Raw genomic sequence first — 23,867 nt, forward strand, 5'->3', positions numbered from 1 at the left:
CGTTAAAGTTGTTGGCATTGCAGGAAGGAAAAGTCGGTCTTGCACAATATTGCAGCGGTTCAGCTGCGGTCTTGCGACGAGCTCCAAGGCTCCGAGGTGCCAGATATCACGACCCGATCTGCTGCAACCTGGTTCCAGCGCTCCGTTTAGACTAGCCAAAAGATGGCGGGATCGCGAAGGCTTTCGCCAACTGTAGGCATTCACGCCAACAATGCACATCTTCGACGGCGCAGCCATCGCGAGCCTACTTTGTGAACGGAATTTCGTCAGCACGGGCATGCGAGGCGACGTGCGGCGTCCTGAACAAAGCGTCCCTAGAAAATGAGAAGGCAGCTTCATTGCGCTTATGCCCCATAAAAATCATTCGCAGAATAGCAGTGTTCTCGATTGGTGGTTTTGACGCAAATCAACGCCAATAGCTCAAAACACGTTCAAGCTGTTTTCCAAAGTACTTCATGTGATCGCCAGCAGGGCGCGGCATTGTCTCTTGTCTGCTCCAATGCCGCGATTTGTTGCACTCAGCTCAGGTAGCCTAATAGCAGGCGGCCAGAGGAATTTTCCCGCATGGCGCATTGTCCAATAAGAGGATTGATTATGAGGATCGATATCTTCCGTACTGACCAGGCGCGACATGCCGATGGCAGCTTTCACCCCGGATGGAGAAGGATGTCATTGACCGGGCTATTCGCCGCAATAACAGCGTTGATAATCCCCGGCAGAGTCCTTTCGCAGGACACAGATGACCTCGCCAAGCAACTCGCCAATCCGGTCGCAGATCTGATCAGCGTACCGCTTCAGTTCAATTACGATCGCTATGGCGGCCATACTGATCGGTATCTCCTGAACATCCAACCGGTCATCCCCTTTGATCTTGGGGATGACTTGAACCTGATAACGCGCACGATAATACCCGTCGTCTCTCTGGATGGGCCTGGCATCAACCAGAATGGCGTCGGCGACATTGTCCAGAGCTTCTTCTTGTCACCGAAGGTACCAACGGCGGGGGGCTGGATCTGGGGGGCCGGTCCGGTTTTTCTCTACCCCACTGGTGGGGACGGGGTGTCTGCCGACACCTTTGCTGCAGGCCCAACAGCCGTGGCTCTCCGCCAGCGGGGTCCCTGGACCTACGGCGGCCTTGCCAACCACCTCAGGTCGCTTGACGACAATCCAGGGACTAAGATCAACTCAACGTTTCTAAACCCATTCCTCTCTTACACTACGCCTACAGGGACCAGCTACGCTCTGCAGACCGAGGCAACTTACGACTGGGAGGTCAAGGAATGGTCAGTTCCAATCGGTGTTGTCGTGACACAGGTCTTCACGATTGGCTCGCAGCCCGTGTCCATAGGGGGCGGTGTCAGGTACTGGGCCGCATCACCCGGGAACGGCCCAGAAGGCTGGGGTGCCAGGTTCAACTTCACCTTCCTTTTTCCAAAGTAAAAAGCCCTTAATAGCTTTCCTATGCCTAGCAGGAATAACCGCGCAGGTGCTTGGCGCGGTGGGTAAATTATTAGCTGGTGCTGGGAGGCATCTGGCAAATTGCACCGAACATGAACAGAATGAGACATCTTGATTGAAAGGAGTATGGCAGGTTTTATGGAAGGGCATTCTGCGCACGGATCTTCTGAAGCTTTGGTCTTCGCGCGAACCGCATCACCCTCTCCTGCCTGGGTGTAGCGCAAGGTCGCGGCAACGGTTCCGAGGCTGCGCTGCCTTCGCTGTTCGCGGTGCTTGGTCATGTCTTGTCTTTTCGTCGGGCTTGTCACTCAGACGGCGGTCGTGCCGAGGGCGCATCGAACGGTTCCCGAGCGATAGGGGAGTGGCCCGGCCAATGCGACCGGACCCAAGGTAAAGGCGCCGATGCAGGATTACTCTTGTTCTGAAATGCCCTGCATCATCTGATGCCCGCCCATGCCTGTCCCATGCATGCCTTTCCCGTGCATCCGTTTCATCCGATTGGCGATGGCGCTCATTTCATCAGAGGTGATGGCGCCATCCCCGTCCGCATCCAGATGCTGGAAACGGTCTACCATCGTCTCGCGCAGCATCGCGGCGTGCCAGACCGAAAATTCGTCAAGGGACAGGGTGCCATCACCGTCGGCGTCATAGTCTTTCAGGCCCGCCTGCATCTTTTTGCCAGGCATGCCATCCATCATGTCCGCCCCCATCATGGTCCGCATCATGTCGCGGTCCATCCGGGACATGCCGTGCCGTTCGGCGCCGCCGCCGTGCATCTGCATCATTTTATGCATCATGTGTTTCATCATCATCTCGTGGCGGTTGCCCTCCATCTGAGGCTTTTCATCCCCCATATGGGCCCCGCCGGTATTGCCTCCGTGATGGCGGCTGTCGGCCAGAGCGCTGCCGGCGGTGAGCAGGGAAACGGCGAGAATGCTTGCGGTTTTCACAAATGTCGGCATGAAATCCTCCTTTGGTTCGGGTCGATACCCATCACCTCGGGATGATTGCGCAGAATGGAAGGCCGTCGCATCATCAGAATTGTAACGGTCTGTCGCAAGCCGACTGTCTGATACAATCCGCTACAATTGCGATGGTGAAATTCAAACGGTCTTTCCGGTAGGACAAAAGCATGGGACCCCAGCCGCATATCCTTGTCGTCGACGATCACGCGCAGATCCGTGAAAGCGTGACGCGCTACCTTGAAAAGAACGGGATGCGGGCGACAGCGGCCAAGGACGCCGCCGATATGGACGTGCAGCTTGCGGCGGGGCATTTCGATCTGGTTGTGCTGGACGTGATGATGCCCGGTGAAGACGGCCTGTCTGCCTGTCGGAGGCTGGCCGATGACGGCACCGTACCAGTCATCATGCTGACCGCGCTTGGCGAAGAGAGCGACCGTATCTCCGGTCTTGAGATCGGTGCAGATGATTACCTTGCAAAGCCATTCAATCCGCGCGAGCTGCTGGCCCGGATCAAGTCGGTCCTGCGGCGGAGCAGGCGGCAGGACCCTCTGGCCGGGCGGCTGGCGGGGCACAGGGTGCGGTTCGAACATCTGGTGCTCGACACCGACCGGCAGATCCTCATTGATGACAACGCAGATGAAATCCCGCTGACCAGTTCGGAATTCCGGCTGCTGGTGGTCCTGCTGGAACGGGCGCGCATGGTGCTGAGCCGCGATCAACTGCTTGATCTCACGGCCGGGCGAACTGCCGGTCCCCTGGACCGCACCATCGACAACCAGATCAGCCGCCTGCGACGCAAGATCGAGCCCGATGTCCTGCGCCCCCGGATCATCAAGACGGTGCGCAACGGCGGGTACTGCCTGGCCACGGATGTGGAGGAGGAGGCGTGATATTACGCCGCCGGATGTCGCTGCGGGTGCAGCTAACCCTGCTGGTCGTTGCGGCACTGGTCGCAGCGCTACTGCTCAGCCTGTTCCTGTTCGCGGATGAACGCAGCCTCGCGATCCGCGCCGCGCTTGGCTTTGAAGCCGCCGGGCGCGCGGCAAATGTGGCGCGGCTGATCGAGGAAGCGCCACCCGATCTGCATGCTTCGATCCTGCGGGCCGCGAACTCGCCGCTGGTACGTTTCGAATTGGCCGATATCGCGTCGGTCCAGCACATGGACCATTCTGACGGCGGCCTGGTCGAAGCCCGTATCCGGACCTTGCTGGACGACAGTTACAGCCGGGATATCCGCGTCGAGTTGCACCAGATCGAAGGGCAGCTGATGCCGCTGCCCAACCTGTCGCCGGAAATGACGGACATGCATATGGCGATGATGCGAGGTGAGCTGACGGCGGTGGAGATGAACCTCTCTATCGCGATCCGTGGCGGTCAATGGCTGAACGTGGGCACTCGTTTTGAACGGCCTCCGATCCAGTGGCCGATCTATTCGATGCTGACCTTCGCCCTGTCGGCGGCGGTATTGCTGGTCGTGGTAATCTGGTTCGTGATGGCGCGCCTGACTGGCCCCCTCAGGCGGCTGGCCCGAGCGGCCGACAGTCTTGGACGCGGCGAAGATGTGGCCGAACTGCCCGTCGCAGGCCCAAGCGAGGTGCGCGATCTTACCCGTGCTTTCAACCGGATGCAGGACCGCCTGACTCGCTTTGTAGGGGACCGCACGCGGATGCTTGCCGCTTTGGGGCACGACCTACGCTCACCGCTGACCGCCCTGCGGGTGCGCGCCGAGATGGTCGATGATGAGGAAACCCGCGACAGCCTTGTGGCCTCGGTACAGGAAATGCAGGGCATGGTCGATGCAACGCTGACCTTTGCCCGAGGGCTGACCGGATCCGAACGCCCTGAAACCATAGAACTGCATGATTTTCTTTCGGCCTTGCGCGCCGACATACCAGGCGGTTTCGATCTTGGCGCCGGGCCTGACACAAGGGCGCGCTTGCGGCCCAATGCCATCCGGCGGGCGCTGCGCAATCTTGTCGAAAACGCCAATCGCTATGGCGGCGGCGCCTCGGTGGGCTGGCAGCGCGTGGGCGATACTGTTGTCCTGACGGTTGACGACAACGGCCCCGGCATTCCGGAGGACGAGGCCGAGAAAGTCTTTGACCCGTTCTACCGGCTTGAGGCGTCGCGATCGCTGGAAACCGGGGGGCATGGGCTGGGCCTGTCGATTGCGCGGACGATCATCCAGGCGCATGGCGGCGACATCACCCTCAGGAACCGTGAAACAGGCGGGCTACGCGCCATCGTGACGATCCCGCTTGCCGGAGAAACACCCGATGAAAGGAGAGAAAGATGACCCTGAAACTCTGGAGTATGACTGCTGCTGCGGGCCTTTTCGCCTCAACAGCGATGGCAGATCCCGAAGGCCACTGGGACGGGCATATGATGTGGGGCGGCGGCTATGGCGTATTCGGCGGGCTGATGATGCTGGTCTTCTGGGGCGTTGTCATCGCCCTGATCGTGCTGGCCGTGCATTGGCTGAGGGACAGCCGCCCGGGTGGCGCCCGGTCCTCCGATGCGCTCGATATCCTGCGGGAACGGCTCGCCAAGGGCGAAATCGATGAGGATGAATTCCGCCGTCGCAAGGCCACGCTTGAGGAATGACCGGACCCAACAGGTCAAACGTTCGAACAGCACAGGCTGGGCGCAGCTCTAGGAGGCAGGACCGGTGAGGCTGATCCTCACGCGTGTCATAGAACCCGGTTGCGGTCAGGGTCGCTAGATTGGTTTTTTGCCAGCATGGATGTGATCATGCTCCCGAAAAGCTGTGCTCGTCAGGCCGTCCCGCCGCCGGATCTGGTCAAGGATACAAACCGATACATTTCTTGCGGCCGTCCCAGCTTGCCGCATGGGGTGCCTTCGATATTCACTTATTCAAAGCAGGCAGAGGGCAGGCACGCCCCAAGCAGTCGAAAGAGCGTCCGCCGGAACGCAGGTCGGGCCTCATCTGCACTAGGAAAAGCGAAAGAAAGACACGAAATGAACAAGTTGACTGTTGTGGTAGCCGTCATTCTGGCTGGGGGAATCGGAGTCGGTGGCTGGCAGTACCTGCAACCTGAGGCCGCACCGGTGGGTCATTCGATGGCGTCGCCTGACACGGGCGCGCTTGCCCCTGGCGCTCCGATTGCAACGGTCGCGCTGCCGACAGAACTCTCTGGCAATGCCCAGCTTGGAAAATCCATCTTCGAAGCCAAATGTGCCGACTGTCACGGGGAAAACGCAGCAGGGCAGAACGGGGTTGCGCCGCCGCTGGTGCATAAGGTCTATGAACCCAGCCACCATTCCGACATGGCCTTTGTCCTGGCTGCGCAGAACGGGGTGCGCGCCCATCATTGGCCCTTTGGCAATATGCCACCGGTCGAGGGGGTCACGCCAGGTGATGTCAAGATGGTCATTGCCTACGTGCGTGAACTGCAACGTGCGAACGGGATCGAGTGATGCACCTGGGTTCTTGATCTCCAAGGGCAGCAAAATTCAGCATCAACGGAGTATTGATACGATGAAGAAAACACCCATTCTGGCAGCAATCGTCATCACCGGCACAGCAGTCGCAGCCTTTGCGCACGGCAATGCCAAGGGTATCGTCAGGGATCGGATGGAATCGATGGAAGCGATGGGGGATGCCGTGAAGGCGGTCACCCCGATGATGCGCGGCGAGAGGACCTATGATGCCGCAGCCATGCGCAACACAGCCCGGATTTTCCAGAAACACGCAGGCGAGGCCCTGACCGATCTTTTCCCGAAAGGGTCTGGCGGTGCCCCTTCTGAGGCCAAGGATGCGGTCTGGTCAGACTGGGATCGGTTCGCGGCGCTGGCACGGCAGTTGGCAATCTACGCCGAGGGCCTGGAGGGCGCTGCCGGGAATGGCCTCGCTGGTGGCGGAGGAATGGGCGCAGGGTCGATGATGGGGAATAGCTCCGGAATGGGATCGGGGTCGATGATGGGCAACGGATCCATGATGGGGTCAGGCACCAGTATGATGGGCGGCGGTGCCGGGATGATGCGTGCAGAAGATATCGCCGCGATGCCTGTAGATGCGGCCTTTGCGATGACGACACAGGTCTGCTCGGCCTGTCATTCCCGGTTCCGGGCGGAAGACCACTGAGCATGCGCCGGGTCGCATTTTTGTCTGGCGGGACTGCGGCATGTGTTGCCGTTGCCCTGACCGCGGTAATCGCGTGGCCCGTCGGCAGTGCTCCGAAGCCGATCACGACCGAGGGCGACGTTAACCGGGGTGCTTACCTGGCACGTGCCAGCGGCTGTATCGCCTGTCATTCGAATTTCGAAGCGGGCGGCGCCCCGCTGGTGGGAGGGGCGCCGCTGAAGACGGATTTCGGCACCTTCTATCCGCCGAATCTGACCTCCGATCCCGAACATGGCATCGGCGGCTGGACTGCCGAGAGTTTTGCAAAAGCCATCCGTCAGGGGATCGGACCAGATGGGGAACCCTATTTCCCGGCCTTTCCTTACCCCTTCTACGCAGAGTTTCCCGATCAGGATATCGCCGATCTGTGGGCCGCGTTTCAGACCGTGGCACCGGTGCCTGAGGCCGCGCCGGATCATGCGGTCGGTTTTCCCTTCAATCAGCGCTGGGGACTGAAGCTTTGGCGGGCCGCGTTTTTCCACGATCCGGGGACGGAACCGCTGCCGGGGCGCAGTGCGGCCTGGAACCGGGGCAGGGAATTGGTTCGCGGTGCGGCCCATTGCGGGGCCTGCCATACGCCGCGCAATCTGGCGGGGGGCCGCGATCCTGACGCAGCCTTTGCCGGCAATGACGCGCTTCCGGGCGGCAGCAAGGCACCCTCGATCCGGGCCGCTGATCTAGCCAAGAACGGCTGGACAGTCTCGTCGCTGTCCTACGCGTTGCAGACGGGCCTGACGCCATCAGGCGATGCCTTTGGCGGCAGCATGGCCGAGGTAGTCCGCGAAGGCACCCGGTTCCTGACTCCAAAGGACCGTGAAGCCATCGCCACCTATCTGCTCGACGCTGATGGGGGAGCAGCCGAATGAACGATGTGGACGCAACGCGCACCCTTACCTTTGCCGCTGACAATCCCGGCGACCGGTTGTTGCACTGCCATATGCTCACCCATGCGGCCTCGGGCATGAAGACATGGGCGCGGGTCACATGAGGGTGCAAGTCATCATCGCCGTGCTGGCATCGGCAGTGGCTGGAGGCGTTTGGATGCTGCAAGGACAGGATCCGGCGGTGGCCTCCGGCGCCGAGGGGCTGGACATTGCCGAGGGCGAGGCCCTTTACACCGAAGCCTGCGCTGCCTGTCACGGGGCTCAGCTGGAAGGCCAGCCGGACTGGCGCACACGCGGCCCCGACGGGCGTCTGCCCGCCCCCCCGCATGATGAAACGGGGCACACCTGGCATCATTCGGACAGCCTGCTGTTCAACTATACCAAGCTGGGCGGCAAGGCCCTTATGGCCCAGCAGGGCATGGAGTTTGACAGTGGTATGCCGGGGTTTGGCGACAGCCTGACGGATCAGCAGATCCGCAACGTGCTGGGCTATATCCGGTCCACCTGGCCGGAGCATGTAAAGGAAGCTCAGAAAGCGCGAACCACTGCGGAAAATGGAGAGAACTGACATGACCCTTAAGGCACCGATCCTTGCACTGGCGATGGCCACGTTGCTGCCGATACCCGCACTCTCGCAGGAACTCGACGAGGCCCGCGTCCGGGAGCTGGTCCTGGAGACGATACGGGAGAACCCCGAGATCGTCATGGAGGCCGTTGCTCTGCTGGAAAAACAACAGGCGGATGCACAGGCAGAAACTCAGGCAGAGGTGCTGCGCAGTCAGCGCGACCTGATTGAACGCGATCCGAATGCGCCGGTCCTCGGCAATCCGGAGGGAGATGTAACCGTGGTGGAGTTCTTCGACTACAACTGCCCCTATTGCCGCCGGGTAAAACCCGAGGTCCGGGCGCTGATCGAGGAAGATCCCAATATCCGACTTGTCTACCGAGAATGGCCCATTCTTGGCGACGGCTCGGTCTTTGCCGCCAAAGCCGCGCTCGCGGCGCGGGCGCAGGGAAAATATGAAGAATTCCACTGGGCGATGATGGCGATCAAGGGCCGCGCCCAGGAGGCCACGGTCCTGCGCGTCGCCGAAGAGGTCGGGCTGGATCTTGAGCAGCTGAAAAAAGACATGGAGGCGCCGGAAGTGGCTGAACACATCGCCACATCGATGCGTCTGACCCAGGCGCTTGGCTTCAACGGAACGCCGTCCTTCGTTGTCGGGGATGCGCTGGTGCCGGGATTTGTTGAAAAGGACCAGCTTTCGGAACTTGTGAGCACAGCCCGGGACCGCGCCGAATAACGGGGATCCCGCGCCGGAGGGGGCCGACGCGGGACTGGATCAGGCGGCAGCGGGCTGCGAGTCGTAGCCCGCGTCCTTGATCACGGCGGCAAGCTGATCAGCCGACAGTGCGCTGTCGATCTTCACCAGGCGTTCGCCGAGGTCGCAGGCAATCGTGGCGGCCGGATCGGCGGCCTTGACGGATTTTTCGATGGCGGCAGTGCAGTGGCCGCAGCTCATGTCCGGAACCTTGAATTCCATTTCGAACCCTCTCTGGTTTGGTTGCAGGGCGAGAGATGGGGCTTCCAGTTAGGGGAAGGTCAAGACGTGATCTGACCTGTGATAAAATTTTGACGCGCCCTTGACCTTCCAGTGACTAGAACCACCATGTAAGGCACAGCCACACAGAATCGAGGAGGCTGTCATGCCCGAACAAACCCCTGTTACATTGTCCGTCGAAGGCATGTCCTGTGCCTCTTGCGTTGGGCGCGTGGACCGCGGCCTGACGGCGGTTGAGGGCATCCATGACGTCTCGGTCAACCTTGCATCTGAAACCGCACGACTGGTTGCTGACAACCCGGATCGCATCGCAGACGCCATCGCGGCGCTCGACAAGCTTGGTTACCCGGCGCGGGTGGCGTCGGTGACGCTGAACGTGGAATCGATGTCCTGCGCCTCTTGCGTGGGGCGCGTCGACAAGGCGCTGGAGGCGGTGCCGGGCGTGCTTGACGTCAATGTAAATCTCGCATCGGAAACCGCGACCGTGCGCTATGCCGAAGGCGCGGTCACCCCCGCCGAACTGATCGCGGCCAGCAAGGACGCCGGCTATCCCGCAACCGTGGCAGAGGCGGCGGGCGGAGAGGATCGCACCGCCCGCAAGGCGGAGGAGGCCCGCAGCCTTGCCCGGCGCATGGCCTATGCCGCCGCCCTCGCGCTGCCGGTCTTTGTGGTCGAGATGGGCGGCCATGTGTTTCCGACCTTTCACCACTGGATCAACGCCACCATCGGTCAGCAGACCAGCTGGCTGTTGCAGTTCGCACTGACGACTCTGGTGCTGATCGGGCCAGGTCGGATTTTCTATCTCAAAGGGTTGCCCGCGCTGCTGAAGGGCGCGCCGGACATGAACAGCCTTGTCGCGGTGGGTACCGGGGCGGCCTATCTTTACTCCGTTGTCGCAACCTTCCTGCCTGCGCTTTTGCCGGACGCGGTGCGTGCGGTCTATTTCGAGGCGGCAGCAGTCATCGTCGTGCTGATCCTGCTGGGGCGCTTCCTTGAGGCGCGCGCCAAGGGGCGCACCGGCGCCGCGATCCAGAAACTGCTGGGGCTGCAGGTGCGCACCACCCGCGTGATGCGGGGCGGCGAGAGCACCGAGGTCTCTGTCGATGAGCTGGTGCAGGGCGACATTATCGTCGTCCGCCCGGGCGAGCGCATTGCCGTGGATGGCGAGGTGATCGAGGGCAGCAGCCACGTCGACGAAAGCATGCTGACGGGCGAGCCGGTTCCAGCGGAAAAGACCGCTGGTGATGCCGTCACCGGCGGTACCGTGAACGGCGCAGGAAGCCTGCAGTTCCGCGCCACGCGGGTTGGCGGTGACACCACCCTCAGCCAAATCATCCGCATGGTCGAAGAGGCGCAGGGCGCCAAGCTGCCGATCCAGGGGTTGGTTGACCGGATCACCCTGTGGTTCGTGCCCGCAGTGATGGCCGCCGCGACCCTAACCATCCTCGTCTGGCTGATCTTCGGCCCGTCGCCCGCGCTGACGCTGGCGTTGGTCGCAGGTGTATCGGTGCTGATCATTGCCTGCCCCTGTGCCATGGGTCTGGCCACGCCGACCTCGATCATGGTGGGCACCGGCCGCGCCGCTGAGATGGGCGTGTTGTTCCGTAAGGGCGACGCGCTGCAACAGCTGGACACGGTCGAGGTCGTGGCGCTGGACAAGACCGGCACCGTGACCGAGGGCCGCCCGGAACTGACCGACCTTGTTCTCGCGACAGGTTTTGAACGGGCGGAGGTGCTGTCCAAAATCGCCGCAGTGGAGGAGCGCTCGGAGCACCCGATCGCCGAAGCCATCGTCCGCGCCGCCCGCGCCGAGGGCGCACCACGCGCTGAGGCGGGCGATTTCACCTCGGTCACCGGCCACGGCGTGCGCGCCATGGTGGACGGGGCGCAGGTGCTGGTCGGCGCCGACCGGTTCATGACACGCGAAGGCATCGACACGGCGGCGCTGGCGGCGCAGGAGACCGAGCTTGCCAAACGCGGGCGTACGGCGCTCTACGCGGCAGTTGATGGGCGGCTTGCGGCGGTGATCGGCGTGGCCGACCCGGTGAAACCGGCCAGCCGCGCGGCCATCGCTGCGCTGCATGAAAAGGGGCTGAAAGTTGCCATGATCACCGGCGACAAGCGCGAGACAGCCGAAGCCATCGCCCGCGAAACGGGCATCGACCACGTGATCGCAGGGGTTCTGCCCGACGGCAAGGTCTCGGCGCTCGATGAGTTGCGGCAGAGGCGCCAGATCGCCTTTGTCGGGGATGGCATCAATGACGCGCCTGCGCTTGCCCATGCCGATGTCGGCATCGCCATCGGTACCGGCACGGATGTGGCCATCGAAAGCGCTGATGTGGTGCTGATGTCGGGTGACCTGCGCGGTGTGGTCAACGCCTTCGAGGTCTCTCGCCGCACTATGCGCAACATTCGCCAGAACCTGTTCTGGGCCTTCGGGTACAATACCGCGCTGGTGCCGGTTGCGGCGGGCGTACTGTATCCCGCCTTCGGTGTGCTGTTGTCTCCGATGCTGGCGGCAGGTGCGATGGCACTGTCGTCGGTCTTTGTCCTGACCAACGCGCTGCGCCTGCGCCGGGTGGCGCCAGCCATGGACGAAAAAGCCGGGGTCAGCGGTGCCCGCGCAAGCAAGGCGCCGGTTCCGGCGGAATGAGGGGAGTCTGTGATGAATATCGGTGACGTATCACGGCGATCAGGACTGCCCGCAAAAACGATCCGCTACTACGAGGATATTGGCCTGGTCTGCCCGCAGCGCAGCGAAAACGGGTATCGCAGATTCCGTGAACAGGACCTGCACAAGCTTGCCTTCCTCGGCCGCACCCGGGCGCTTGGTTTTTCCATCGGCACTTGCCGGGCGCTGATGGCGCTATACGAGGACGAGGGCCGGGAAAGCGCGCAGGTCAAGCGCATTGCCGAAGAGCATCTGGCCCAGATCGACGAGAAGATCACTCAGCTCCAGTCGATGCGTGACACGCTGGATCAACTGGTGCATGCCTGCGCGGGAGATCACCGCCCGGATTGCCCCATCCTGAAGGATCTGGCACGAAACACGACTGAGGAAAACATTGGGGAGCCTGCGGTGCGTTGATGAGGCAAGCGTGAATTCGCGGGTGCTGTATGGGGTGGGCTTTCGGACGCGGAGAAAGTGCTGTTTTCGCGAGACCCCTAAGGCATTTTCAAAGCGCGACCAAAGGATGCGGCAGGGTAAAGGCTAGTGCGGCGGGTACATGCGGTATCTGAGTGATCTGCCGCGTCGAGATTGACAACCTGCTAGATCAAACCTTCGGCGTCTTGGGCTCACACTTGGGAGCGCTGATCTACAATACTTCAATATTTCGGCGACCGAGCCTGGTGCGCGACGAAGACTGGCCCGCCATCGCGATCACGGAGAATCTCACTGTCGATGTGATAGGCCCGGTCCAGGCAGGGCGACCGCAGAACCTGTGAGGTTGGTCCAGCCTCGGCCAGCCTGCCGGTTTCAAGAAATACCGTCTGATCCGCATAACGGGCTGCCAAGGTCAGGTCGTGCAAGGCCGCGAGCACGAGTCTGCTCTGCGCAAGCCTTTGCAACTGTTCGAGTACCTCGAGCTGGTGGTGCAGGTCCAGCGCACTGGTGGGTTCGTCGAGGATCAGCAGGCGGGGATCGCGGATCAGGCGTTGCGCCAGAAGAACGCGCTGTTGCTGGCCCCCTGACAGACTATCCATCCGATGATCGGCGAGGTGTGACAGGTTTAACATCTCCAGCATCTGGGCAACTTCGGCGCGCTCCCGCGCTGTGATGCGCCAACCGAGCCTTTCGCGCCGCCCAAGCAGCACACATTCCGCGACGCTCATGGCTGCCTTCACGGTAAAATCCTGTGGCATGAACCCGATGCGTTCAGGCGCAGGCCAGTTCTGGTCCAGCGCCTTGCTGCCGCCGTGGCGCTGAACCCCGACAAGAGCCTTCAGCAGGGTGGATTTGCCTGCACCGTTTGGGCCAATTACCGCAACGAGCCCGGTTGAGGGCAGCTCGAGCCTGTCAATCCGCAGCAAGCGGCGGCGCCCGGCATCAACGGTGAAGTTTTTCAGAACCAAACTCATGTGCGCCCTTTCAGCAGAATGATTGCAAGCAGCATCGGAATACCCGCGATGGCGGTGATGATGCCCACCGGAATGACCGCACCGGGCGAGATGACCTTGCCCAGTACGGAGGCGGCGACCAGCACCACAGCGCCCATGATCGCTGCCATCGGCAGGCCGAAACGGTGATCTTCGCCCACCAGAGCGCGCCCGACATGCGGGGCGATCAGGCCGACAAAACCGATGGTGCCGGTAAAGCTGACGGCACCGGCAGTCAGAAGCGCGATTATCACCAGCACCCGCAGGCGCAACCTTTCGACGTTCAGGCCAAGGCTTGCAGCATTGCCTTCGCCAAGGCGCAGTGAGGTCAGGTTCCACACTTCACGGGCAATCAATGGCAGGGTCACGGCAAGGATCGCGGACAAAACCTGAACCGACGTCCAGGTCGCCTTGAGCAGGCTGCCGAACAGCCAGAAGACGATCTGTTGCAGCACTTCGGGGGCCGCCATGAATTGCAGCAGCGATTGCAGCGACTGGAACAGGAAGAGCACCGCTATGCCCGCCAGTACCAGCATCTCGGGCGAGGCGCCGCGCAGGTGCGCGACGAGGTAGACAAGTCCAGCTGCGACCAGCGTGGCGGCAAAGGCCGCGAGCGGTACGCCGATCCACATCGCCACCGGCAGTGCCGTGCCGAACAGGATCACCAGTGCTGCGCCGAAACCGGCAGCGGCGGAAAAGCCCAGCGTATAGGGGCTGGCCAGAGGGTTATTAAGGATGGTCTGCATCATCAGCCCGGCGATCCCCAGGGCAGCCCCCACCAGTGCAGCCATCAGGGTCTGCGGCATGCGAAGATGCCACAGGATAGTCGCGAGGCGGCGGTTCTCTGCATCCGGGCCATCGCGCAGGCCCTTCAGGACATCGGACAAAGGCAGACCGGCGGGACCGGTCACAAGGTCCACCACCATCAGGGCCGCCAGGATGGTGAGGGCGGCACAGACCGCCCCCATCCGGGTGATGCGGGTGCGGTCGAAACCGCTCCCTTCACTTACCGCGATACTCATTCTGCCTGCATCATGAAGGTGCCCTCGGGCGTGATCGGCAGCCAGTCGGCGTAGAACTTCGCCAGTTCGGCCTGCGGGTCGACATCGGCAAAGGTCGCCGGGTGCATCGCCTTTCCAAGGAAACGGAAATAGGTAAAATCAGACAGCGTGCGCGAGCCGCCGTGATAGATGCCGTAGACCTTGCCGTTTTCGACTGCGGGCAGGTCTGACCAGCCGGGGCGACCGAGATAGGCACCGATGCGTTCGTTCGCGAGCGCCTTGTCCGCGCCAAAGCCCAACGGGACCGAGGCAGGACGGTTCAGCCATTCAGAGCCGGAGAGAAGGATCACCTCGGGCGCTTGGGACAGCACGTATTCCGGGGAAAGCGGCCCCCAGTTCTCGATCTGGCCATTGGCGATGTTCTGCCCCTTGAGCCGGTCGACAACTCCGCCCCACATGCCGCCTGCATAGGAGTTTCCGACCTCGTCCGGCCCTTTCTGCGCCAGCTCGACATAAACTTTTGGTGCCTCAGTTGACTGCTCTACCCGCGCAGCAGTGTCTGCTGTCATCTCGGCATAGAGCGTCGCGAGCGTCTCGGCGCGCTCCTCAGTGCCCATCGCCATCCCCAGCGCGCGGGTCGAGGCCAGGTGCGCCTCAAGCGTCTGGGCGTTGTAATCGAGTACGAGTACGGGAATATCCGCCGTATCGAACTGCGCCGCGCTTTCACCAAGCGCGTCGTACTGCCAGCCCGCAAGGATCACCAGATCCGGGTCTGCGGCGATGGCGGCCTCGATGGACATGGTGCTGTTTTCTGTGTCGCCCACATCGGGCAGCTCAGCCAGCTGTGGAAAGACTTGCGTGTAGGCGTCCCATTGTTTCGGGCGCCAGTCGGCCCAAGGCCCGCGCGACAGGCCGACCAGCTTGTCCACCGCGCCGTCGCCGACGACAGCGAGGTAATCCTCGTAGTAAAACCCCAGCAGCACGCGTTCCGCCGGAGCGTTGAGCGTAAGGGTGCGGTCGCGCAGGTCGGTGATGGTGATCTCGGCCCATGCGGCGGTGGTCAGCAGCGTGGCGATGCAGGTTGTCAGTGCAAGTTTCATGGTTTCTCCCTGTGTCATGAAAAGGTCAGGCGGCGACGCGTGCAGGCGCATCGCCGGTCAGCTCGTGAAGGGCTACGGCATCCAGAACGCGGACGCGGGTCGGTAGCGGCATGGCAATCAGCCCCGCCTTTTCCAGCGCCCGCATCTGCCGCGAGACGGTTTCCAGCGTCAGGCCGGTCAACTGTCCCAGATCAGCGCGGCTCATCGGCAGGTGCATCTCGTCCGGTCGCCCGTGGCGCTGATGGAAGGAGACCAGCATTGAGGCCACGCGTTCGCTGGCAGTCTTGCGCCCCAGCAGCAGCTGCCAGTCCTGCGCCTGTGCCAACTGGTCCTGTATCAGATGCAAGAGGTTCAGCTGCAGCCGGGGAATGGCGCTGGCCAGTTCCTCGAATGTGCGTTGGTCGCAGGTCATGACCTCGGTCTCACCGACGGCGGTCAGCGTGCATTTGGCACGGACGCAGCCCTGCGGCGCCAGCGCTTCGTTGGCAAAGGTCAGGGCCAGCAGATGCGTGCGACCCTGCGGCGTCGGCCTGTCCTCGCGCAGCATGCCGGACCGGACGATCCCCATGAAGGGCGCATCCACGCCCTTGCAGGCCAGTGCTTCGCCATCACGGTAATTTTCGGTTGTGAATTTGCGCTGGATACTGCGCATCTCGGCAGACCTCATTCCCCGGAACAGGGCGAGTCTTGAGGCAATTCTGAAGGCTCTGTGGTCAGGCCACGGGTGTATCATCGCAGTCATGCTGGTTTCCTTGTCTTTGACTGTCGGGCAAGGGGCGCGGGGCCCCGGCTGAAGGATCAGACGGGAAGAGGCGGCGCGCGGCTGCGATGTTGATTTGGAAGATCTAGCGAAACTGGACGTTGCGCCGAACCTGTTGGCAGCGCCAAAGGTCGAAGCGGCATTTGGATCAAAAGACCGACGTTCGAAGAGGGCATGGTCCCGGCGATGCTGACTTGGACGCAATGCGGCCCGCCGTGATCGTCCTGGGCAGGCTGATCATCCTCAGCAGGGATGATCTCGCCCGCATCGGTGAGCCAGACCTCCTGCGTGCCGTCGGGCGTGCAAAGCACCAACCGCATGCCTTCGGGGCCTTGAGCGCGCATAAGCCCGTCCGGCACGGTGGACGAGCCGAGCAACGCCAAGAGCAGCAGCGCGCGTGTTATGAGACTGAGAAAGAACAAGGATCAGGGGCCGAAATGGTCCATTCAGGAACGACCCAGCCTGTCGGCGGGATCGCCCATGAACGCCGGTTCTACCTTATTCCCGTAGAGCGCGCAGTGACGTCACAGGTGGCGGCAAGAGCCGCAATAAGAGCGATATTCATGGATGTCTCCAGAGTCTGCTCCGGCGCACGGGCCGGATTTTTCACCAATAGGTCGGGAAAATTCAGACGGTCGGAGGCGCTCGTGCCGGGCGTGCTGCTTCGGCGGTGAGGGCGTTCAGAACAGGTGGCTGCGGCACCCAATCGGCCGGATCACAAGACAATTCGGCAAGGATGAGGGCAACAGCTGGCTCTGGCAGGGAGATAGCCGAATGCAGTCGGCAGGCGTCACAGGTTTGCGTGCTGTCGGCATCCTCGAAATCTCCACAGATCGACGAGATGTCCAGCCCATAGGTTTGGGCATAATCCAGTGCAGCCTGCTGTTCCGGTGTTGCAAAGCGATGCGCAAAACCCGACGTTGCCAAGGCAACTGTCAGCAGCACGGCCAGCGTGCGGAGCCACCAGATGGAGTGCATTACCTTCATATCAAAGGTCGATAGCAGAACCGGTGTAAATCGCAACCGCGCAACTTCAGCTGCGACAATGCGGACATCGGCACGAGGGGCGACCCGGATCCGTGCGCCGGGGTAACTTTGGCGCATACAGCGTCATTTGCAAACTCAGCCTTTCAGCCGGTTGAAGCCGGGCCTATTCGGCGCGTGGCGGCATCAAAAAAGCGCCCTTCGTCGCACATGCGGCCTTGGAACATGTCAGATGGACCGTTCAGCGGGGCAAGATGGAGGAAAATGCGTGCAGGGAAGTTATTGGCTCGCTGCATCTCTGTACCTATAGCGTCTTAGACCCCTGAAATTACCGATAAGAACCAATGCGAGGCACCTTCATTCTGCATGAAGCAGAACGAAGGTGCGCCAAAGCTATTTCCAGGCGGGGGGAAACAGACTATTCCGCTGCTATTGCGCGCGCGTCGGCGGATTGATCCTTGAAGCGTGACCATTCCAAGTCGCCGCAATAGCGCCAAGCCAGCTTGCCCTCGTCATCCATTGCGATGAGGTGCAGCCAGCCATTGTCAAACAAGGCGCGGACGCCGGGATGGCGCCGCAGGATCTCGGACATTGCTTCGCGCGGAGCCTCTACGATTACCGACAGGCGTAGCGGATCGTGCTGAAAGCCGTAGCCGTCATGCACTGACTGCCACGGCAGACCCGGACGCGGGGCGCCCGTGTTGCCTTCCTGAACGCCGATACCGCCCACTACGTTGTGGAGCAGCTTGTTGCCGCCACCGAACAAGCCCGGCGCTACGGTTGAACCGTAATACTGAAGGCTGATCCAGCTGGCGACCACGACGGGCGCCGTCAGGATCAATTCAAGCACGCCAAAGCCATCATCCCGCCGCCAGTCGTAATTATGCAGGAAAGCCTGCCCGGACAGATCTGCCCCATCGGTTTGGTGGCGCGGCGCGGCGATAAAGGCACGGCATCCGGCCAGGCCCCATTCGGGGCGGGTTTCGGCCCAGTCCCGCGCCCGCTGCGCGACATGTGCTGCGCCCGCGGCGCGCGGCAGGCGCTGGGAACGCTCCGCCCGGGCGAGCGCTCCGGCGGCGGCAAGCCAGGCCTTCAGTTGGGTAAGGTCAATGGGCGTTTCCGGCGACAGATCCTGTTCAAACAGGGTCACTTTGTCGGTGGTCGTATGGTGCAGCGCGGGCAGGAATGCCGTATCCGAAGGGATATCGATCCCGTCGTCACGCAACCCAGTCCGGACGTCCTGATTATTCAACAGGCTCGCCAACAGGCGGGCATTCACGTCCCCGGCGTGACCGCCACAAGCGCCACACTGCAGGGCGCTTTGATGAGGATTGTTGGTGACATCGGCGCCGTGGCCGACCAGCAATACGATCGGCGCAAATTCATCCGTGAGAGACATGGCGGTCAGCACCGATTTCGCCATTCCAACACGGGTTTCGAGATCAAGCGCAGGATCCATCACCGGCGCAGGGTCTTCCGCGGTTTTATTGCCGAGGCCGAGAGCATCCCGGACAAGCTTGCCTGCATAAAGCGGCCCCGACGCCTCGACAAAGGCAAAGGACGACACTGCGGCCAGCTTGAACCGGCCCCAGGCGCGTTTGGCCCGGGCGCCATAGCGGCGGTTCAGGTTTGCCGTTTCGGGTTCGGCTGCCTGTGAATTCAGCCCCGGCTGCAAGAGAACCGGACCGCGCAATTCTGTCACATCCGATCCGGCCGCCTTATGGGCGCTGGCCAGACCAAAGAAACCGGCAAAGCCGATCGTCTCGATGCTTTCATCCTGCGCTTCCAATGCGCGGCGGAAGACTTCCGAACGCACATCGATACAGAAGGCCGCCTGCACGGCCGGGCGCGCCTCGCCCTTGCGCGCTGAACCGCAGGACAGCCTGTCGGCCAGCACGCGCTGCTCGGCCCGTTCTGCGGCCTCCTGCAGCACCGCATCGATGACAAGATCCCGGGGCGGAGTAACTGGGCTCTGATGGGCCGCGACCACATCTGCCCAACGTGCTGCAATCTGGTCTTCGTAGAGCTCGAACAGTGCTTCGTCGAAGACCATGCGGATGGCCAGAAGTTCGGTCACGCTGCTGTCCGCTGTGCCTTCCAGTTCCGCCTGCCACAATAGATAGCGCCCATATTGCGCCCATCCGCCCAACGTCATCAGCCAGCGGTGGAACGCGGTGGGCGCAGCAGCAGTGGTGACGCCAAGCCTTTCCGAAGCGCGGCCAATAGCGCGCCAATGCGAACGGTTGGTGTCAGCAACAAAAGTGCAAAAGCCCGTAAGCCCCTGAATCTCGGGCGTCAGATCGCGCGAGGCGAAGTCGCGCCAAGCCCTGAAGGGGCCACCGCTGCCTGCCTGTTTCCAGAGTGCCTGCCCCTGATCGAAGTGACTGGCGGCCCAAACGCCGATGCGGTCATCAATAAGCCCGGGCCAGTCGATGCCGGAGACATCCGCTGCCAGTTCTGCCACGGTAGGAAGGGCTTTGGGCGCGGGGCTCTCATCGTCGAGAGACGCTTTCAGCTCCTGCAGGCTTGGCACGTTGAACTGGCCTTTGATCGAAGCCAATGCCTCCTTCAGATCTGTGTCGCAAATTTCGCCCGCGTTGATTTTGCCTGCCCAATGCGTACGTGGTGGGATCGCCCGGGCGCCCCCGACCCGCGCGAGACGCGCGGCGGTGACTGCAAGCGGCTCATCGCTCTGACCCAGAAACGGGTTCACTGCGACATTGGCAGATAGAGGGAACAACGGCGGGATCGCCTTGGCAGCCGTGTTGGCCTCTGCGACGAGCTCCAGCAGGGCGGCGGGGTAGGTCTCGAGTTTGGCAAACATGAGGTCGGTTCCTTTCAGGCTGCAGACCGCTTGGACCATCCGTCCAGAAGCTTGTCGAAGATTGCATTGGCATAAAGGCCGTTGGTCAGGTGCACGCGCAGACCTGTTGCGGCCGGGTGCGATGCCCACAGGGGGAAGGTCGCCTGTGCCACAGCGACCACTCCGAAACTGATCAGAGCGAGCAGGATCAACGCCCATTCCAGCGGGCCGGGGTTTGGGGTCGGAGGCAGGCTGCCAGCGGTCAGAGACTGGGCGATAACCTGAAGGGCGAAATAGCTCACCGACGTCACCAGCGCGTAGACCACGATGCGCTGCGTCAGCGCGCGCGGCGCCGCATCGGCAAAGCCCTGCGCCAGCAAGTAGGCGACACCAAAGATCAGGATGACGCCCAGGGCGATGGCCTGAACCGACTTGCCATCAAACCCAATAACGACGCCAACCAGACCATAGATCGCTATGGCAGTGACAAAGGCTTGCAGGACGTTGCGGGCGCTCGGAACCGCAATCGGGCCAGGGCGGGCGATGGCCGCGACATTGCGCACTGCCTCACCGGAGCTGAGGAAGGCATGCGCCTTGTAGAGCGAATGCGCCACGATATGCAGCAAAGCCAGCGGGAACAGCGCCAGGCCGCATTGCATGATCATGAAAGCCATCTGCGCGATGGTCGACCAGGCCAGCGAAGTCTTGACCGCCGGTTGGGTCAGCATCACCAGACCACCAAACAGTGCGGTGAACCCTCCTAGCATGACGAGAAGCGCCATAACACCCGGGGCCAGCAGCATCACGTCGGCAAAGCGGATCAACAGGAAGCCGCCCGCATTAATGACGCCCGCATGCAGCAGGGCAGAAACCGGCGTGGGCGCCTCCATCACCTCGGTCAGCCATCCGTGTATCGGGAATTGCGCCGAGGCTAATACGGCCGACAGGGCAAGCAGGAGAGCTGCTCCCATAGTCAGCCAATCGGCCTCAGCGCTGGCAAGAAGCGTTTCGATATCAGTGGTCCCGGTTGCCGCGATCAGCAAGATCACGGCACCGGCCAATGCGCCCTCGCTCAACCGTGCGACGATGGCTTTCTTGCGGGCGGCGCGCTGCGCTGTTGCGCGTTCAGGATAAAACAGCAGCAACCGGTTCAGCGACAGGCTGGTCAGCGTCCAGGCCGCGAACAACTGAAAGAGATTGCCTGACATGACCAGCAGCAGGACGGCGGCCAATGTCGCAGACATCCAGCCCGTGAAGGCGCCTTGCCGATCCTCACCGTCCATGTAGGTCCTGGAATAGCGCAGCACGATCCAGCCGATGAAGCTGACCAGAACCAGCATCACCGCGCTCACCGCATCGAGCCGCACCGACAGTCCAACACCGAATAACCCGATCAGGGCCGAGGTGCCGGAGCCTTTGACCACAAGGAGCGTTGCAGCCACGGCCGCCATCGCGAATGCTGCGAATGCAGCGGCCTCGGTCAGGGCAGGCACCCGTCTGGGGCGTTTCCCGGGATGGCGCGCCGCATAGAACGCGGCCACCAGCAGGACGAGCGGGCTCAGAAGGGGTAAAAACAGATAAGCCATCATCGGACTCCTTTGAAATTCGCGGTCAGCGACCTTTCGCAATGGCTTAGGGGAGTCTGCTTGATAGTAAAAATTCATTGTTTTTTATTGTATGTTCTATAAAATCTAACGAATGCCGTTGAACTATCACCATCTCCGTTACTTTTGGGCCGTCGCGCACGACGGCAACCTGACGCGCACGGCGCAGCGGCTGAACCTCTCGCAATCCGCTTTGTCAGTTCAGATCAAGCAATTGGAAGAACGGCTTGGTCACGCTCTGTTCGACCGGCGCGGGCGACAATTGCACCTGACCGAAGCTGGGCGGATCGCGCTGGATCACGCGGATGCAATTTTCTCGACGGGACAGGAACTTGTCGCGACCCTTGAAGGCACGGTGCGGGATCGCAAGGCGCTGCGCGTCGGCGCGCTTGCAACCCTGTCGCGCAACTTTCAGATCGGCTTTCTTAGGCCGATCCTGTCACGTCTGGATGTCGAGGTCATTCTGCGTTCAGGCAGCCCGACCGAATTGCTGGAAGGATTGGGAACGCTAAACCTTGACCTGGTGCTGATGAACCGCCCGCCCCCGGACGACAGTCTGACGCCTTACGAAACCCATCAGATCGGAGAGCAGGAGGTCAGCATCGTCGGCGCGCCCGAGCGGCTTGATCCGGAGCGCCCGATCCGCGATTTGCTCGCCGAGCAACCGTTCATTCTGCCAACCACCGACAGCAGCGTGCGCACCGCATTTGACGCGATGGCCAGCCGGTTGTCCGTACGTCCGCAGATCGCCGCCGAGGTCGACGATATGGCGATGATGCGTCTTCTAGCCCGGGAAAACATCGGGTTGGCGCTGGTCGCACCGATCGTCGTGAAAGACGAATTGACCTCGGGTCGGCTTGTCGAGGCCAAAGAACATCCCCGGATCAAGGAAACCTTTTTCGCCATCACCCAGCGACGGCGGTTTCCGAATGCTCTGGTTCAGGATCTTCTCGAAAGGAATGCCGGTTCCGCAGCCTTGTCCTGAAGTGCAAACATGCGTGCAATCTGCGGACTTTCGAACTTCCTAGGGTTGTTTTTGTAATGCTTCCAGGAAACTCGATTTCATTGGTTTTGTCGACAAGACGGCTGCTTTTTCTTAATGAGAGATCGTAGCATGTCCGCTGCAGGGGCAGATCGGACGTGCGGCGGCGCGGCTGCCCGATCGCAGATAAAACCGGGCAGACTTTTTCGCCGGATGGCGTCAGCCCGCCCATCCACGACATGCATGAGAGGTTCAGCGAAGGTTCTGCCGCAGGCGCAATAGATCATGCTGGGTTTTCTGGAAGCGGACCTTCGGATCAGCGACACCGAGCAAGGACACGTGCGTTTGGCTTGAAGGTCAGCGTTGCGCAGGACGCACCAAGTGAAAAGTCGATGGATCTGGCGATGCGATGGACGCCCGTGAAAGTCAATTTGGATCAGTTAGATGAGGCAGACACAGTGCTCGACAACGTCGTTTTGAAAGACCTGCTGGGAAAGGAGGCTACCGACCCGCCATTGCTGCGAGAGGGAGGCCGAACCTGACGGTACCGGAAGAACGGCGGGAGGCAGTACTCATTGCAATGTGGGATCATGACATCCCGAAGCGCAGTGCTTTGACTTATCCCGCTGCATTGACCAAGTGCGGAAAGACAAAACGACTGTGCGATCAACATGAATGAGCGCGTTGCGCACTGTCGCAATGCGCGTCTTGACCAGAGCATTCCTAACGCAAAGATGATCTTACTTTACATTTAATTAATCGCATCGAGCGCAGCGCTAACGGAAAATATTAACGCACGCGCTTAGGATTTAACTATTTGTTAATATTTGGGTTGTTCAACCCTGGATTGCAAAATGTTAAATTCTGGAGATACTAATGACATCACCCAACACCGTAACCGCACCTTCTGCTGGCGGCACAGCGTTTGGAGACGAAGGTGACAACCTAGTCCAAGGGTCATTGTTTGACGATACCCTTAACGGCGCCGGAGGAAACGACACGCTGACGGGCGGAGCCGGGAATGACACCTTCCAGGCGGATCTTCTCTGGAACGGTATGGACTACGACGGGTTTGGCGCCGAAGTCATTACGGATTTCTCTGACGGCGATGTGCTGGAGTTGAACAGCTTTGGTCCGGGTGCTGCCGTGACGATCTCGCTCGAGCATGTGGGCAACGACACGATCCTGACCCTTGGGGCGGGCACCTCCTATGAGAGCACGGTAACGCTGCAGAACTATCACCTGCACAGCTCGTTTCTGCCGCAGAACGGGACGTTCGACGGGAGCTTCTCCATCGTCGGGGACAGCTATAGTGTTGCAACGGATGACTATATTGTCGGCAGCGACGGTGGTGTTGATCAGCTCTATGGCAATGCTGGCAATGACACGCTGGTTGCGGGCGATTCTGGTGGGGATTTCCTGTTCGGCGGATCGGGCGATGACAGCCTGATTGGCGGAAGCGGCTCGGATCAGCTCTCCGGCGATGATGGCAATGACACGCTGCGTGGCGGCGAGGGGTCCGATA

At 61.4% G+C, this 23,867-nt stretch carries 23 protein-coding genes and 1 pseudogene; 14 read left to right on the plus strand and 10 right to left on the minus strand.

The genetic code is table 11. The annotated features are described in order from the left end of the window. Nucleotides 1-594: 594 nt before the first annotated feature. Nucleotides 595-1,440: a transporter gene (locus SM764_RS21505; protein ID WP_369002735.1), complete on the plus strand. Its 846-nt coding sequence runs from the start codon at nt 595-597 to the stop codon at nt 1,438-1,440. Nucleotides 1,441-1,868: 428 nt separating this feature from the next. On the opposite strand, the gene SM764_RS21510 is transcribed toward SM764_RS21505, so the two are convergent. After that, a complete protein-coding gene (locus SM764_RS21510) occupies nt 1,869-2,420 on the minus strand; it encodes a calcium-binding protein (RefSeq protein WP_369002736.1) in 552 nt (183 codons plus the stop codon). A 170-nt stretch (nt 2,421-2,590) separates the two neighbouring features. Here SM764_RS21510 and SM764_RS21515 point away from each other — a divergent pair, with 170 nt between their 5' ends. From SM764_RS21515 to SM764_RS21555, 9 genes and pseudogenes are all read left to right on the plus strand, one after another. Then, a complete protein-coding gene (locus SM764_RS21515; RefSeq protein ID WP_274829666.1) occupies nt 2,591-3,313 on the plus strand; it encodes a response regulator in 723 nt (240 codons plus the stop codon). A gap of 14 nt (nt 3,314-3,327) precedes the next feature. After that, the gene (locus tag SM764_RS21520; protein ID WP_490363093.1) at nt 3,328-4,719 is read left to right on the plus strand and encodes an ATP-binding protein; all 1,392 of its coding nucleotides are present in this window, start codon (nt 3,328-3,330) and stop codon (nt 4,717-4,719) included. Further along, a complete protein-coding gene (locus SM764_RS21525) occupies nt 4,716-5,027 on the plus strand; it encodes an SHOCT domain-containing protein (protein WP_237028427.1) in 312 nt (103 codons plus the stop codon). The genes SM764_RS21520 and SM764_RS21525 overlap by 4 nt, the downstream gene beginning before the upstream one ends. 375 nt (nt 5,028-5,402) lie before the next feature. After that, on the plus strand, nt 5,403-5,861 hold the full coding sequence (locus tag SM764_RS21530; RefSeq protein WP_369002738.1) for a c-type cytochrome: 459 nt from the start codon (nt 5,403-5,405) through the stop codon (nt 5,859-5,861). A gap of 61 nt (nt 5,862-5,922) precedes the next feature. Continuing rightward, complete coding sequence (locus SM764_RS21535; RefSeq protein ID WP_369002739.1) at nt 5,923-6,528, plus strand: c-type cytochrome; 606 nt, start codon at nt 5,923-5,925, stop codon at nt 6,526-6,528. A gap of 2 nt (nt 6,529-6,530) precedes the next feature. After that, the gene (locus SM764_RS21540) at nt 6,531-7,433 is read left to right on the plus strand and encodes a c-type cytochrome (protein WP_369002740.1); all 903 of its coding nucleotides are present in this window, start codon (nt 6,531-6,533) and stop codon (nt 7,431-7,433) included. 14 nt (nt 7,434-7,447) lie between these two features. Then, nucleotides 7,448-7,555 (plus strand): annotated as a pseudogene (locus tag SM764_RS21545) (multicopper oxidase domain-containing protein); the annotation flags it as partial. Further along, on the plus strand, nt 7,552-8,019 hold the full coding sequence (locus tag SM764_RS21550; protein WP_490363092.1) for a c-type cytochrome: 468 nt from the start codon (nt 7,552-7,554) through the stop codon (nt 8,017-8,019). The pseudogene SM764_RS21545 and the gene SM764_RS21550, both read left to right, overlap by 4 nt. A 1-nt stretch (nt 8,020) precedes the next feature. Continuing rightward, nucleotides 8,021-8,752 (plus strand): DsbA family protein, encoded by a 732-nt coding sequence (locus SM764_RS21555; RefSeq protein ID WP_274832323.1) that lies wholly within the window; start codon nt 8,021-8,023, stop codon nt 8,750-8,752. Nucleotides 8,753-8,791: 39 nt separating this feature from the next. On the opposite strand, the gene SM764_RS21560 is transcribed toward SM764_RS21555, so the two are convergent. Beyond that, nucleotides 8,792-8,992 (minus strand): heavy-metal-associated domain-containing protein, encoded by a 201-nt coding sequence (locus tag SM764_RS21560; protein ID WP_065271053.1) that lies wholly within the window; start codon nt 8,990-8,992, stop codon nt 8,792-8,794. A gap of 163 nt (nt 8,993-9,155) precedes the next feature. Here SM764_RS21560 and SM764_RS21565 point away from each other — a divergent pair, with 163 nt between their 5' ends. Together SM764_RS21565 and cueR are read left to right on the plus strand one after the other, a co-directional pair. After that, nucleotides 9,156-11,663: a heavy metal translocating P-type ATPase gene (locus SM764_RS21565; RefSeq protein WP_369002741.1), complete on the plus strand. Its 2,508-nt coding sequence runs from the start codon at nt 9,156-9,158 to the stop codon at nt 11,661-11,663. Between the two features lie 12 nt (nt 11,664-11,675). Further along, nucleotides 11,676-12,098, plus strand: a complete 423-nt coding sequence (gene cueR, locus SM764_RS21570; RefSeq protein WP_369002742.1) for a Cu(I)-responsive transcriptional regulator — start codon at nt 11,676-11,678, stop codon at nt 12,096-12,098. Nucleotides 12,099-12,337: 239 nt separating this feature from the next. Here the strand turns inward: cueR and SM764_RS21575 are convergent, their stop codons facing one another. From SM764_RS21575 to SM764_RS21610, 8 genes are all read right to left on the minus strand, one after another. Then, nucleotides 12,338-13,090, minus strand: a complete 753-nt coding sequence (locus tag SM764_RS21575; RefSeq protein WP_369002743.1) for an ABC transporter ATP-binding protein — start codon at nt 13,088-13,090, stop codon at nt 12,338-12,340. After that, nucleotides 13,087-14,130 carry a FecCD family ABC transporter permease gene (locus SM764_RS21580; RefSeq protein WP_369002744.1) on the minus strand — a complete coding sequence of 348 codons (1,044 nt, stop codon included), beginning with the start codon at nt 14,128-14,130 and terminating at the stop codon, nt 13,087-13,089. Before SM764_RS21580 ends, SM764_RS21575 begins: the two co-directional genes overlap by 4 nt. Further along, the gene (locus SM764_RS21585; protein ID WP_369002745.1) at nt 14,127-15,209 is read right to left on the minus strand and encodes an ABC transporter substrate-binding protein; all 1,083 of its coding nucleotides are present in this window, start codon (nt 15,207-15,209) and stop codon (nt 14,127-14,129) included. The genes SM764_RS21580 and SM764_RS21585 overlap by 4 nt, the downstream gene beginning before the upstream one ends. Nucleotides 15,210-15,234: 25 nt before the next feature. Next, nucleotides 15,235-15,861: a Crp/Fnr family transcriptional regulator gene (locus SM764_RS21590; protein ID WP_369002746.1), complete on the minus strand. Its 627-nt coding sequence runs from the start codon at nt 15,859-15,861 to the stop codon at nt 15,235-15,237. 146 nt (nt 15,862-16,007) lie between these two features. Then, nucleotides 16,008-16,391, minus strand: a complete 384-nt coding sequence (locus tag SM764_RS21595; protein WP_369002747.1) for a DUF2946 family protein — start codon at nt 16,389-16,391, stop codon at nt 16,008-16,010. A gap of 205 nt (nt 16,392-16,596) precedes the next feature. Beyond that, nucleotides 16,597-17,073 carry a polyketide synthase gene (locus SM764_RS21600; protein WP_237028426.1) on the minus strand — a complete coding sequence of 159 codons (477 nt, stop codon included), beginning with the start codon at nt 17,071-17,073 and terminating at the stop codon, nt 16,597-16,599. Nucleotides 17,074-17,371: 298 nt separating this feature from the next. Beyond that, the gene (locus SM764_RS21605; protein ID WP_369002748.1) at nt 17,372-19,777 is read right to left on the minus strand and encodes a YbcC family protein; all 2,406 of its coding nucleotides are present in this window, start codon (nt 19,775-19,777) and stop codon (nt 17,372-17,374) included. 14 nt (nt 19,778-19,791) lie between these two features. Then, nucleotides 19,792-21,342, minus strand: coding sequence for a proton-conducting transporter transmembrane domain-containing protein (locus tag SM764_RS21610; RefSeq protein WP_369002749.1), 1,551 nt, complete (start codon nt 21,340-21,342; stop codon nt 19,792-19,794). A gap of 112 nt (nt 21,343-21,454) precedes the next feature. On the opposite strand from SM764_RS21610, the gene SM764_RS21615 reads away from it, so the two are divergent. Both SM764_RS21615 and SM764_RS21620 read left to right on the plus strand, forming a co-directional pair. Continuing rightward, on the plus strand, nt 21,455-22,345 hold the full coding sequence (locus SM764_RS21615; protein WP_369002750.1) for a LysR family transcriptional regulator: 891 nt from the start codon (nt 21,455-21,457) through the stop codon (nt 22,343-22,345). Nucleotides 22,346-23,218: 873 nt separating this feature from the next. After that, nucleotides 23,219-23,867, plus strand: a 649-nt coding sequence (locus SM764_RS21620; protein WP_369002751.1) for a calcium-binding protein, incomplete at its 3' end; no start/stop codon positions are given.

It is taken from the genome of Pseudophaeobacter sp. 1A16562 (assembly GCF_041008785.1).
In the GTDB taxonomy this organism is placed as follows: domain Bacteria; phylum Pseudomonadota; class Alphaproteobacteria; order Rhodobacterales; family Rhodobacteraceae; genus Phycobacter; species Phycobacter gallaeciensis_A.